At 36.7% G+C, this 11,973-nt stretch carries 14 protein-coding genes and 1 pseudogene; 7 read left to right on the forward strand and 8 right to left on the reverse strand.

The features are described from left to right. Positions 1 to 210: 210 nt before the first annotated feature. The 4 genes from EJF36_RS15830 to EJF36_RS15845 form a co-directional block, all read right to left on the reverse strand. Positions 211 to 993, reverse strand: coding sequence for a patatin-like phospholipase family protein (locus tag EJF36_RS15830; RefSeq protein WP_125907248.1), 783 nt, complete (start codon positions 991 to 993; stop codon positions 211 to 213). A gap of 5 nt (positions 994 to 998) precedes the next feature. Then, positions 999 to 1,580 (reverse strand): DedA family protein, encoded by a 582-nt coding sequence (locus tag EJF36_RS15835; RefSeq protein ID WP_125907249.1) that lies wholly within the window; start codon positions 1,578 to 1,580, stop codon positions 999 to 1,001. Positions 1,581 to 1,601: 21 nt separating this feature from the next. Next, positions 1,602 to 2,723 (reverse strand): MGDG synthase family glycosyltransferase, encoded by a 1,122-nt coding sequence (locus EJF36_RS15840; RefSeq protein ID WP_125907250.1) that lies wholly within the window; start codon positions 2,721 to 2,723, stop codon positions 1,602 to 1,604. 520 nt (positions 2,724 to 3,243) lie between these two features. Continuing rightward, complete coding sequence (locus tag EJF36_RS15845) at positions 3,244 to 4,437, reverse strand: MDR family MFS transporter (RefSeq protein ID WP_125907251.1); 1,194 nt, start codon at positions 4,435 to 4,437, stop codon at positions 3,244 to 3,246. 166 nt (positions 4,438 to 4,603) lie between these two features. Here EJF36_RS15845 and EJF36_RS15850 point away from each other — a divergent pair, with 166 nt between their 5' ends. Both EJF36_RS15850 and EJF36_RS15855 read left to right on the forward strand, forming a co-directional pair. Next, complete coding sequence (locus tag EJF36_RS15850) at positions 4,604 to 4,783, forward strand: H-type small acid-soluble spore protein (RefSeq protein WP_125907252.1); 180 nt, start codon at positions 4,604 to 4,606, stop codon at positions 4,781 to 4,783. Positions 4,784 to 4,799: 16 nt separating this feature from the next. After that, positions 4,800 to 5,306: a ferritin family protein gene (locus EJF36_RS15855; RefSeq protein WP_185806936.1), complete on the forward strand. Its 507-nt coding sequence runs from the start codon at positions 4,800 to 4,802 to the stop codon at positions 5,304 to 5,306. Between the two features lie 97 nt (positions 5,307 to 5,403). Here the strand turns inward: EJF36_RS15855 and EJF36_RS15860 are convergent, their stop codons facing one another. Together EJF36_RS15860 and EJF36_RS15865 are read right to left on the reverse strand one after the other, a co-directional pair. After that, the gene (locus EJF36_RS15860) at positions 5,404 to 5,574 is read right to left on the reverse strand and encodes a glycogen biosynthesis protein GlgD (RefSeq protein ID WP_125907254.1); all 171 of its coding nucleotides are present in this window, start codon (positions 5,572 to 5,574) and stop codon (positions 5,404 to 5,406) included. Positions 5,575 to 5,586: 12 nt separating this feature from the next. Next, positions 5,587 to 5,850, reverse strand: a complete 264-nt coding sequence (locus EJF36_RS15865) for a DUF2524 family protein (protein WP_125907255.1) — start codon at positions 5,848 to 5,850, stop codon at positions 5,587 to 5,589. Between the two features lie 187 nt (positions 5,851 to 6,037). Here EJF36_RS15865 and EJF36_RS15870 point away from each other — a divergent pair, with 187 nt between their 5' ends. Continuing rightward, positions 6,038 to 7,000 carry a TIGR01212 family radical SAM protein gene (locus EJF36_RS15870; protein WP_125907256.1) on the forward strand — a complete coding sequence of 321 codons (963 nt, stop codon included), beginning with the start codon at positions 6,038 to 6,040 and terminating at the stop codon, positions 6,998 to 7,000. Continuing rightward, positions 6,990 to 7,556, forward strand: coding sequence for a class I SAM-dependent methyltransferase (locus EJF36_RS15875; protein ID WP_125907257.1), 567 nt, complete (start codon positions 6,990 to 6,992; stop codon positions 7,554 to 7,556). Before EJF36_RS15870 ends, EJF36_RS15875 begins: the two co-directional genes overlap by 11 nt. A gap of 11 nt (positions 7,557 to 7,567) precedes the next feature. Here EJF36_RS15875 and EJF36_RS15880 read toward each other — a convergent pair. Next, positions 7,568 to 8,641, reverse strand: a pseudogene (locus EJF36_RS15880) (tetraprenyl-beta-curcumene synthase family protein). Positions 8,642 to 8,675: 34 nt separating this feature from the next. Further along, positions 8,676 to 9,488 (reverse strand): alpha/beta hydrolase, encoded by an 813-nt coding sequence (locus EJF36_RS15885; RefSeq protein WP_125907258.1) that lies wholly within the window; start codon positions 9,486 to 9,488, stop codon positions 8,676 to 8,678. Positions 9,489 to 9,559: 71 nt separating this feature from the next. Between EJF36_RS15885 and EJF36_RS15890 the strand changes: the two genes are divergently transcribed. From EJF36_RS15890 to EJF36_RS15900, 3 genes are all read left to right on the forward strand, one after another. Then, positions 9,560 to 10,075 (forward strand): gamma carbonic anhydrase, encoded by a 516-nt coding sequence (locus EJF36_RS15890; RefSeq protein WP_125907259.1) that lies wholly within the window; start codon positions 9,560 to 9,562, stop codon positions 10,073 to 10,075. A gap of 137 nt (positions 10,076 to 10,212) precedes the next feature. Continuing rightward, the gene (locus EJF36_RS15895; protein ID WP_260471917.1) at positions 10,213 to 10,755 is read left to right on the forward strand and encodes a phosphatase PAP2 family protein; all 543 of its coding nucleotides are present in this window, start codon (positions 10,213 to 10,215) and stop codon (positions 10,753 to 10,755) included. Between the two features lie 24 nt (positions 10,756 to 10,779). Next, the gene (locus tag EJF36_RS15900; protein WP_125907260.1) at positions 10,780 to 11,925 is read left to right on the forward strand and encodes a glycosyltransferase family 4 protein; all 1,146 of its coding nucleotides are present in this window, start codon (positions 10,780 to 10,782) and stop codon (positions 11,923 to 11,925) included. Positions 11,926 to 11,973 lie beyond the last annotated feature (48 nt).

Consider the following 11,973-nt stretch of genomic DNA (forward strand, 5'->3'; position numbering starts at 1 on the left):
TGTTAAAATATGTTTTCCAAACATGGTATTTTAGTCCATAATTTGTTTTTTTAACTTCTAATCATGTCTAAACCTTTATTCAACGTATTCTTTTCTTCAGATAGAGCATAAGGGTAGCTCAATGAATAATGAATAACTCTTAAAATTAATAATAAGATTAACTTTTTATTTTCACACAAAAAGACCTGACACACAATGTCGTGCCGGTCCTTAGGAACTGATGGAGTATACTTTTGATAACGAATGATTCGCATATTGTAACAAAGATTGCTGTGCCTGTAACTGCCCTAACTTTACCGCTCTCTCTGATTCCTTAAAAGCAAAGCGACTCATATCCTCTAAATCTACTTTAATGAGTAAATCTGCATATTTATTAACTGTTTGCTCAGTATGATATTGACTAGCAATCCCTATATAACGACTTATATGACTCAATAAATGATCAGAGCATTTATCCTGTGAACCAGTTACTTGAACAGCCGTTACATGATGTGCTCCCATAGCTTTCACAATATCAGCAGGATTGTTATTGAGAATATAGCCGTCAACTAGTAACATATCATCCCATTCAACTGGAGCTAGAATACCCGGAAGTGCTATACTAGCGCGAATAGCCTTTGCAATTTCTCCTGACCTCATTACAACAAGCTTCCCTGATAACAAATCTAATGCCACAATTGCAAGTGGTGTTTTCACATCCTCGAAATGACGGCCCTCTGTAATATCTAGTAACATATCATAAATTCGGTTTCCTTTTATAAGCTCACGAAAACCAAACTGAAGATCCATTAGCTTTCGTAAAGACAGCTTACTAATTTTCTGCTCCATCTCTTCAAAGGGCACTTCACATGCATATAGTCCTGCCACGATGGCTCCAGCACTTGTACCCGCTATATGAGTAATCTCAATTTGTTGTCGTTGCATTTCTTTTAGTACTCCAATATGAGCTGCCCCACGAAGAGAGCCCCCACTCAATGACAATCCAGTACGCATTTTGTTCACCTACTCATTTGTTGTTTAGTTGTTTGCTTATATATAACTAATAGTAGCCCTAAAGCAATACTCATGCCTAATGCATAATAAGCTACATCTGTATTTGACATAAAAAAGACTTTCGCTTCTCCTAAATTCCCGTGAAAAGTCCGACCTATCCACAGGATAGTAGCCGACCATGGCAAAATACCAAGAAAAGTTAGCATGAAATAAGGACCAAGCCGAACTTTACTCATACCAGCTACATACGAAATATAGTTTCCTACCCCAAAAGGACGCGATAATGCGACGCTCCATAAACCGTATTTTTGAAAGAATGCGGCGGCTTTCTTCATTTGTTTAGGAAATCGTCTAGTGATAACACCTTCCATCCTAGCTCCCAAATAGTAAGGAATAATACTCGCAATGCTGTATATAACACTCATCGTGACAGCAAGAACAATAAGCTTGAACCAGCTTGGATTTAAAAAATAACCATATGAGACTACAACCGCAATGCCAGGAAACGGAAGAGAGGATCCTTCTAAAAACATTGAAATCCATAGACCATATTCTTCTAATTGTTTTACACTTTCAACCCAATCCATTACCCGACACACCTACCTTCATTAAAATGAACTAACACTATTTTTATTAGAAATTTGATTAATAATTTTTTTGAGTAACATTGCAGCATCTAATTTATCCTGCAAAAATTCATCTCGATGACGCTCAAAGCGATATCTACTTTTATACGAATATACATCTTTTAATACAGAACTTAACGGTTTATCCACGTCAATTTTCCTTACAAGACCTTGATTAGCTAAAATATCTAAATTAACCTTTTCCTGACCTGGTAAATAAGAATGAATCAAAATTTGCACGTGCTTTGCTAAGCATTCACTAACTGTAACGCCTCCTGGCTTTGTAATGATTGCTCCAACCTTTTCATATATTTCATTCATTTCTTCTCTAGATGTAATATATGAAAGAGGAGTTACATTAGAGAGCTGAAGAGCCTGAAGGTCTTTGAGTAGCTTTCTATTAGTACCGCATAACACATAAAAGTGAACATACGCATCCGCATTTTTCAGTAGAAAATCCCCTATATTTCCAAGCCCATTACTTCCACCAGCAATTAGTACTGAATTATACCGACTTGATACTTGAGAGTTATTTTTTGAAAAAGCACTATGAATAGGAATTCCTGTGTAATAAATGGCATGCTCTGGCACATGATGAGTCTCTACTAAATATTGCTTCATAGCTTTACTAGCAACAAAGTGATATTCAATATTTTGTTTTCCCCATACATCATTTATAAAAAAGTCTGTATACACATTCACAACCGGGACTGAGATTTGGCCTTTTCCTTTTAGTCGATTCAAAATACTTGATGGAAAGCCATGTGAACAAATTATTAAATCAGGCTTTCGAGCTTCTATTAACTCAAGCATCTTCTTTTCAAACACTTTTTGTAAAAATTTAAGAGATTCCCCGTCACTAGCCCCAGTATGACCAAAATTTTCATATAACCACTTATATGCGGTAGGAGCATAGTGTAAGCATTTCAGATATGTTGTTGTTATAACATTTTCCAAAACAGGGTTTGTATATTGAAGTAAATCTACTTTTTCACATACAATCTCTTCGTCTTTCAACTCATTTAATGAATCTATAAGAGCTTCCGCTACTTGATGATGACCTGATGGCATTTGTAGTAGGGGCAAAAATAAAATTTTAACCATAATAATGGCCTCCTTAACTTTCGTTACCTCTTGATTAAAATCTTACCACTTACTGGAATATCCTTTAATGTACCGGAGGTTATATTTTTATGTAAGACTTAAGGCGTATAGTAAATGTTGGATATTAATCTCTGTACAGACATATTATGAAGGGGAAAGCTAAAGATAAACTAAGGAAAATTCTTAAGATTTTCTTAATTTCTAAAATATGTAAGTATAGTGCAAGTGCCTTGTTCAGACCTGACCAGTTTAAGACGTATCGCGCAGGAAGGGTCTTTCCTCCGGAGGGAGACGGCTTGAGACCTCGACGGGCTAGGCGCTGGAGCTAGACAGTATTCTAGGTTAAAAAACTACGCAAAAAAACCTAGACTTTTTCTAGTCCAGGTTTAGTTATCTTTTATGCTCTAGCATTGTATTATGACCGTCTATATAACAACAGACTTATTACAGCATATTACAATATGTTTTTTTAAACTTTAACATATACATAAAAAAAACGAGCACCTTATTAGGTACTCGGCTAATTGAATTGATGCTGTTGATTTGATGCTAAACTCTCTCGTTTTAATCCTCTATTATATAATGTTGTGGTTATAATCGATATAATTAACAAGCCGACTAGAACGTAGAATAAAGCAGCCATACCGAATAAATCAACAATAATACCACCTAATAGTGGTCCTACCATACGACCACCTGTTGCTGCGCTGTTTACAACTCCTTGGTAAAACCCCTCTCGACCTTCTGGCGCAAGATCATTAGCTATAGTTGGAACAGCTGGCCAAACGAGCATTTCACCTATTGTTAAAATTACCATAGCTGCTAAAAACCCATAAAACACCGATGTATTCCCTGCTAGTACAAAGGCACTCATAAAAATAATTGTACCTACAATGATTTGCATTTTTAGTGAAGGTATTCGTTTAGCTACATATGCAATCAATGGCTGACCTAAAACAATTAGAGCACCATTCACTGTCCAAAGGAGACTGTATTGTTCTAGTGGTATCCCAAGGCTTTGTGTATGTGTAGCAATGGTAGATTGCCATTGAACATACGCCACCCAGCATAAAATGTACCCTATCGCTAAAATATATAAAGCCATTCGTTTGGAAGAGCTTTTCACATGTTGATTATCTGGAATTGTAATACTTCGACTGTCTGCTTTTGCAGATATTTTTTTATACCCAAAGACGGCCACAGCTAAAAAGAATATATATACAGTTGCATTCGCAACGAAAATGTACGTAAACGACACCGATGCCACTACTCCACCAAGAGCTGATCCTATTGCAACACCAAGGTTTTGAGCAACATATATTGCGTTAAATGCCTTTCTTCCACCTTCAGGCCAAACAGACCCTGCAAAAGCGTACATACTCGGAAAAACAATACCGCCCCCAAGTCCAATAATTGCTAACAACGCGACATAGGCTGGCCACTCGTGAAAAAAAACAAGTGTAAGTAATGCAGATAACGTAATGGATATACCGATAAGTATCGATTTATATCCGCCGATTTTGTCAAATAGATGGCCGCCAACTAAGTTTCCAATAATACCTGCTGCTGAGTTAAGCATCAACACAAACCCGGCTACAGTCAGCGACTTCCCTAAATGGTCATGTATATAAATGGTGTTAAGTGGCCAAAGAAATGAGGCCGCTGTAACATTAATAACCATTCCAATAATAAGTAACCACAAAGCACGTGGCATATACATCCTCCTACTCTTAAACAACAAACCTCACTGATTGTAAGCCAATTTTTTATAATTCGCAACAAAAAAATATGTGTCGACAATCATTGCCATATTTTTGTATAAATTCATGTACACTTTGTCATATTAAAAGAGTGAGAAATTTATCAGAGGAGGGATACATATGGAAATGCAAAGAGCAAAGCAAATCGTGGAAGCCGGGGAAATGGCTAACGTATATTATAATGACGAAGAGGTCTACATCCAACATATTGATGAACAAAATGAAATGGCAAGAATCTTCCCTTTGCAAAACAAAGACAACGAACAAGATGTTCCAGTACGTAATCTAACTGAGAAATAGAGTGAGGAGACTAGCTGTGAAAAAGAACATTTTAGTAGTCACCTGTGTGATAATATGTTTCCTACTTCCACTACATACTGCTTTTGCAGTAAACTACGGAGCAAAAGCTGCGCTTGCAGACGATAGTATTACACTAGAAGAGGCATTAACGTATGCCATTCAAGATGAGTATTTAGCTCAAGCACGTTATGACGTTATCATGGGGAAATTTCGTGTTCAACAACCATTTTCAAGAATAAAAACGGCCGAAGCTAAGCACATCGCTGCTTTAGAACGGTTATTTAAAATAAATGACCTATCAATACCTGAGAACAATGCTTCAAAATTTGTACAAGCTCCTGAAACACTTAAAGAAGCCTATGAGATGAGTATTCAAGCTGAGAAAGATAACATAGCTATGTATAAAAAGCTATCTGAAATAGATGGCTTACCAAGCAACGCTAAACAAGTTATGACAAATGTAAGTAACGCATCAAAAATACATCTTGCTACTTTTGAACGGGGTTTACAACGAATTCAATAAAATCTCACGATGGTCATCAAAGAATGGCAGAAATTAATAAGCATTAACTTACAAAAGACATCCCAGTTAACAATGCTGGGATGTCTTTTTTCATTAACTAATCTTGATGTTGCTTAGACTTCACAGGCTGAGAGCCTTTTTGTTCTAAATACTGCTTTTTAGCTTGTTTTACAGGATCAAACTCACTGGCAAATTCAATATCGTTGCTATTTACACCATTTTTTGTTTTTTGTTCAGGATTGTTTTGTTTAGAGCGTACTCTTACCATATATTATTCCTCCTAGTGCTTTTCTAAAATCATATCGTTTTGCAACTGTTGCAGCTGTAAACGCATGCGGTCTAATGTTTGACGTTGATCTGAATTGCTACTAAGAGCTAGTGCATTTAACTGCTGAACTTGCTGTTCCACCTGCTCTACTGCTGAATGGAATTCTTGGTCATTTCCATGCCCTTGTTTTTGTACACCTTGTAGCTGCTTTTTTGCAAAACGAATGGTATCTTCTGATTGCTGGAGGAATCCTTCCATTGCATCACGTGTTGTCATCGTTTTACCCTCCTTTTGAAGCTTAGCTTCAATAATAGTGTTTGCGAAGACATTAACTTTTTTTCATCAAAGATGTTACCAAATCTTTTTTAACAACAGTTAACACGGAAAAAAATAGATTTGTTCAAAATCGAGCATGATGATACAATGCTGTAATGGCAACCTCTAAAAAAAGGAGGAAGAAAAAATGACTACATTTAAATATGCTTTTGATCAAAAGCGATATCATACATGGAATTATCATTTAAGACAAACATTCGGAGAAAAAATATTTAAGGTCGCTTTAGATGGTGGGTTTGATTGCCCAAACAGAGATGGTACAGTGGCCCATGGTGGCTGTACATTTTGTAGTGCCGCTGGATCTGGAGATTTTGCAGGCAACCGTGCTGATGACTTACACACACAATTCAATGAAATAAAAGAGAAAATGCATCATAAATGGAAGGATGGAAAGTATATTGCATACTTTCAAGCGTACACCAACACGCACGCACCTGTTGAAGTTTTAAAAGAAAAATTTGAAACAGCTCTAGGCTTTGATGGTGTTATAGGTTTATCTATCGCAACAAGACCTGATTGCCTTCCTGATGATGTTGTTGAGTATTTAGCAGACCTAAATAAACGCACGTATCTTTGGGTTGAACTAGGCTTACAAACAATTCACCAGCAAACGGCCGACCTTGTAAACCGCGCTCATGATTTACAAACATATGTTGAAGGCGTTGAAAAGCTTCGTAAGCATAACATTCGTATTTGTTCTCATATTATTAATGGTTTACCAAATGAAACACGCGATATGATGATGGAAACCGCTGAATTCGTTTCAAAGCTCGATGTCCAAGGTATCAAAATTCATTCACTACACCTTCTTAAAGGGACACCTATGGTCAAGCAATATGAAAAAGGGCTTGTTGAGTTTATGTCTATGGAGGAATATGTTAATTTAACGTGCGATCAATTAGAAATCATGCCTCCAGAAATGATTGTACACCGCGTGATGGGTGATGGGCCTATTGATTTAATGGTAGGACCGATGTGGAGCGTAAACAAGTGGGAGGTTTTAAACTCCATTGACCATGAACTGAAACGACGTGATAGCCATCAAGGGCAAAGATATAGTAACAAAGGTGTGACTGTACATGAAGCTTAAAAAGATACTCCCTTTTGCACATTCCCTTCTTCGAGAAGCAGTTGCTGAAGGAGACACCGTTATTGACGCCACAGTCGGTAATGGACATGATACAGTTGTCCTTGCGGAATTAGTTGGCGATAGAGGGCATGTATTCGGCTTTGATATCCAGGAGCAAGCCATTGTCAATACAACTGAGAAATTAAAGCAAGCAAACTTACTGAATCGTGTTACATTGATTGAAGCAAGTCATGGTGATTTAGCTACGCACATGCCTAATACAAAACAAGTAACGGCAGCCATATTTAATTTAGGATATTTACCAGGTGGAGACAAGTCCATTGTCACGAAACCAAACTCTACCATTAACGCAATAGAACAACTTTTAGCATTTTTGGTACCTGAAGGTATCATTGTTCTTGTTGTATATCACGGGCATGAAGAAGGTGCAAAAGAACGTGATGCACTACTGGATTTTGTAAAAGACATAGATCAACAAAAGGCGAGCGTGTTATGTTATCAGTTTTTAAATCAAAAAAACAACGCTCCCTTCATTATTGCTATCGAAAAAAAATAAACCAGTTTGCCTTATTGGGCAAGCTGGTTTTTCACTTTATTTTCAAGAGGCTCCTTTCGTCTTTGAAGAGTTCTGTACACTTTTCCATTCCAATAAAAGAACTTTGAAGAAAGCCCCCCCGCTTTCATTAATCTTACCGCAATGCTATGTATTTCTATTTGCTTTGATATTTTTTCATCTGATAGATAGAGACCTATAAGTCCTAATACAATAAGCCGATGAAATGACGCGTTAGGCAATTGCGTTGCTTTATGTTCAGCTGATTGCATGAAATGAAGCAACCTACTAAACATGGCTTCCTCATCTTCATAATAAAAGCAAAAATTCAAATCGCCTCCTTGCTTGTCCTCTTGTTGGTCAATAAAATAATCCAATAAAATATGAAGACCCTGTATATAGGGAAACTACCCATCTCGAATAGATTGAGATATCCCTTCATCAATCGACCCTTCTAACGCATATGCCACTAAGCAAAATATACCTAGCGTAGAACCTGAACACGCAGAGAATTCATACCACGACATAGGAGGAAGGTTCTCTTTATATGTATCAAACCATTCCTGTAACCGGTGTTCTCTTTCATCAACTATAACGTGTTTATGGATTTGTAAATCACAATAATATGTAGCTAACTCCTGCAAATACGGTGCAATAGTTTCAAAATTACTAATTGATTTTAATACTGTTTGACATGTTTCTACTAATGCTAGTAAGTAACCACCATCATCCTTGTCCTCACGATATAAATAATATTGTTGTGATGGCTGTTTTAGAGTGACCACTTCAAGCATGGACTGATGAAGAGCGGAGAAATCTTCAGGGTCTTGTGATGTGCTTCGATCACATAAATTATCTAGATAATCGCTTATAGTTTGATAAGCAACAATAAACCGAATACATGCCTCTAAATTGGGACCCGCTAATAAGGAAAGAATAGCTCCCCCTTCACAATGAAATGTCTTTGATCCAATGCTAGCTAAAGCTTGTTGTCTTAGCTCTGCATTAGGAATAAGTTCTGCTTTTTCTTTCCAAAACATCAGTTCCTTGTGAACGATAGGAAAAACCTTTTTATATACAATAGGCATTAATGTTATTGGATTAGTAGGTATCTTTTTCATATTAGTCCTCCTTTACAACATGACGTGACTTAACAATCAATTCAAAGAATGAATAGGCGTACTGAAAAACAGCCTCTCTCTCTGGCTCGTTAAAAATTTCATGATATAGCTGAGGCCATTCCTTGTAAGTCTTTTCCATTACATTAAGCTGATTAATCCATTTTTTACAAGCTTCTTTATCGACAATTTTATCGTCTCCCCCTTGCATAAGCATAATGGGAATATGTTCAACCTCTAGACCTTTTGAAAAAGCTTGCTTTATAGCTTGACGAAGCTCCTCATACCATCGAACAGACATTTTCGTTACGTATAATGTATCATTTACATCTAATTCTTTTACCTCTTGATTTCGTGTTGCCAAGTCAATGGTTAAATGGGAATCGATAAGAAAATCAGGCTCAACGATATTTAATCCTTTTGCAACTATTTCAAGCCAAGTAGGAGGGTATTGCACTAAACCTAGACAAGGACTCGATAAAATAACACCCGCTATATCTATACTATTTTTCCGCTCCTGTAAATAACGTATACTTATGAGACCACCCATGCTATGACCAATTAGAAATATAGGCAAGTTAAACGAAGTAGCTTCCTTAACCCAATTAGACACCTCTAAAATGTATTCATCAAACGAATCAATGTGACCTCGTTTTGAACGTCTTGATAAGCCTTGGCCAGGTAAATCACCCATAATGACATGATACCCGCTAGAGCGCCACATCTCAATAAGCCATTTATATCGTCCGTGATGCTCAGCCGCCCCATGAACAATGACAACAACTCCTTTGGGCTGACTAGCTTTCCATTTCCACATATATGTTCATCCTTTCTCGCTTTTTTGGTACACTAACCTTATACATACTTTTTCATTATGGAGGGAATTAAATGCCTGTCTACCCGTATAAGGACAAATGCCCAAAAATCGCTGAATCTGCATATATTGCTGACTATGTAACAATTACAGGCGATGTAACCATCGGTGAACTATCTAGTATTTGGTTTAACACGGTAATTCGAGGTGATGTTGCACCTACTATTATTGGTCACAGTGTTAATATACAAGATAACTCTGTTCTTCATCAAAGTCCAAATAATCCTTTGATTATTGAAGATGAAGTAACCGTTGGGCACCAGGTTATACTACACAGTGCGATTATTCGAAAACATGCTTTAATCGGCATGGGATCTATTATTCTTGATAGAGCAGAAATTGGAGAAGGAGCCTATATAGGTGCTGGTAGTCTTGTGCCACAAGGAAAGATCATCCCTCCTAACACGCTCGCTTTTGGCCGTCCTGCCAAAGTTATTCGCGAGTTAACAGATAAAGATATTCAAGACATGAAACGTATTAGGAAAGAATACGTTGAGAAAGGACAACTTTATAAAGGGCTACAAACTTAATTAGTATGTAGCTTTTTTTTGTGTATTCAATACATTTATGTAAATTTTTCAAAATATAAAATTAACATAGTTTTATCATTTCCTAAATATATACATTGTAAAATTAGTTTAAGTATGAAAGCAAAAGGGGTTATAAAATGGTAACTAAGATGGTTGGATTTTTGTATAGCTTTGAATGTAGACTTTTTAGAAGTTTAAATCAACATTTCGATAAAAAGCTATTAAATTTCTACTTTCGTCATATTACACACGTAGGTGGCGCATTATTTACTATTTCTTCTTTATTAATTTTACTAACCATCGCCACTACTCAGTCATTTCGTACTATTTGTATAGCATCAGCCTTAGCATTGGCAATTAGTCATATACCTGTTGCAATTGTTAAAAAGGTGTACCCGCGAAAAAGGCCCTATCTTGCGTTACAGGAAATTAGAGTTGGCGCAAATCCACTAGAAGACCACTCTTTTCCATCTGGTCATACAACTGCAATTTTTTCTGTTGTCACACCATTTATTTTATCTTTACCAATCCTTGCCGTTATTCTAGTTCCTCTAGCTATTAGCGTCGCTCTATCAAGAGTATATTTAGGTTTACATTATCCTTCAGACGTCCTTGTTGGTTTTTTCCTTGGATCGACAACAGGCGTTACGATGTTTTCTTTCCTTCATCATTTGGTTTAATAAAACTTGGGTAGGAGGATTAAGATGAAAATTGCCATATTTACAGACACATTTTCACCTGATGTTAACGGAGTTGCTCGCACATTAAAACGTTTCACAGACTACCTGCAATCACAAAACATCGAGTTTAGAGTTTTTGCTCCTGATAGCAATAGCGACCGTGACATTTTTTCTACCCATATTCGTAGATTTGCAAGTCTGCCATTCTTTTTATATCCTGAATGTCGTGTAGCATTGCCAAATATGCTTTCTATTAAAACAGAGCTACAAGCATTCCAGCCTGACATTATCCACATAGCGACACCTTTTAATATTGGACTTTGTGGTCTTCATTATGCAAAGAAGTTTAACATCCCTGTAGTCGGATCCTATCATACGGACTTCGACCATTACTTAGAATATTATGATTTGCAATTTTTATCAAAACTACTTTGGAGATATATGCATTGGTTTCATGAGCCGTTACGAAAAATTTTCGTACCGTCAATTGATACGTTAGAGCACTTAAAAAGACATGGTTTCACAAATCTTAGTGTTTGGTCTCGTGGCGTAGATTTCACATTATTTCACCCAAATTATGATAAAACAATAGTCAGAGAGAAATTTAATATAAGTGAAAAATATATCCTAACATACGTAGGACGCCTTGCTCCTGAAAAAGATGTTCAGTTGCTGCCAACATTAGCCCGTTCGATACCTGATTATTTAAGGAACGAGGTTCATTGGTTAATTGTTGGTGATGGCCCATCCAAAGAAGAGATAATGAAAGATGCACCAATTAATATGACTTTTGCTGGATACCAAAGTGGAAAGGGATTAGCCGCGTCATACGCAGCTTCTGATTTATTTGTCTTTCCTTCAACAACAGAGACATTTGGAAATGTTGTGCTTGAGGCTTTAGCTTGCGGTACTCCAGCTATTTGTGCGAACGCTGGTGGAGTGAAAAACATCGTTCAACACGGAAAAACTGGCATGCTATGCACCCCTAAAGATATTAATGATTTTCAATCTGCGATTACACATTTGCTTAGAGAAAACGAGTTACGTACTAAAATGGGGACAGCCGCAAATGCATATGCTCGAACACAATCTTGGGAAAAAATTTTTGATCAACTATTGTTTGAATATGAAAAAGCTATCGATCCATCAACAGCAATTCAATACGCATAATCTAGAGCTTAATTAAGAAAAAATGATAGTTTGTTAAAAACTTCACAA

The organism is Bacillus sp. HMF5848, from assembly GCF_003944835.1.
Taxonomy (GTDB): Bacteria; Bacillota; Bacilli; order Bacillales; family HMF5848; genus HMF5848.

What these genes read in the sequence shown, in the direction of transcription:
- EJF36_RS15890 (WP_125907259.1), top strand. Translation starts at nt 9,560, where the DNA reads ATGCCTGTCTACCCGTATAAGGACAAATGCCCAAAAATCGCTGAATCT.
- EJF36_RS15835 (WP_125907249.1), bottom strand. Translation starts at nt 1,580, where the DNA reads ATGGATTGGGTTGAAAGTGTAAAACAATTAGAAGAATATGGTCTATGG.
- EJF36_RS15885 (WP_125907258.1), bottom strand. Translation starts at nt 9,488, where the DNA reads ATGTGGAAATGGAAAGCTAGTCAGCCCAAAGGAGTTGTTGTCATTGTT.
- EJF36_RS15860 (WP_125907254.1), bottom strand. Translation starts at nt 5,574, where the DNA reads ATGGTAAGAGTACGCTCTAAACAAAACAATCCTGAACAAAAAACAAAA.
- EJF36_RS15840 (WP_125907250.1), bottom strand. Translation starts at nt 2,723, where the DNA reads ATGGTTAAAATTTTATTTTTGCCCCTACTACAAATGCCATCAGGTCAT.
- EJF36_RS15870 (WP_125907256.1), top strand. Translation starts at nt 6,038, where the DNA reads ATGACTACATTTAAATATGCTTTTGATCAAAAGCGATATCATACATGG.
- EJF36_RS15875 (WP_125907257.1), top strand. Translation starts at nt 6,990, where the DNA reads ATGAAGCTTAAAAAGATACTCCCTTTTGCACATTCCCTTCTTCGAGAA.
- EJF36_RS15850 (WP_125907252.1), top strand. Translation starts at nt 4,604, where the DNA reads ATGGAAATGCAAAGAGCAAAGCAAATCGTGGAAGCCGGGGAAATGGCT.
- EJF36_RS15895 (WP_260471917.1), top strand. Translation starts at nt 10,213, where the DNA reads ATGGTAACTAAGATGGTTGGATTTTTGTATAGCTTTGAATGTAGACTT.
- EJF36_RS15845 (WP_125907251.1), bottom strand. Translation starts at nt 4,437, where the DNA reads ATGCCACGTGCTTTGTGGTTACTTATTATTGGAATGGTTATTAATGTT.
- EJF36_RS15900 (WP_125907260.1), top strand. Translation starts at nt 10,780, where the DNA reads ATGAAAATTGCCATATTTACAGACACATTTTCACCTGATGTTAACGGA.
- EJF36_RS15865 (WP_125907255.1), bottom strand. Translation starts at nt 5,850, where the DNA reads ATGACAACACGTGATGCAATGGAAGGATTCCTCCAGCAATCAGAAGAT.
- EJF36_RS15830 (WP_125907248.1), bottom strand. Translation starts at nt 993, where the DNA reads ATGCGTACTGGATTGTCATTGAGTGGGGGCTCTCTTCGTGGGGCAGCT.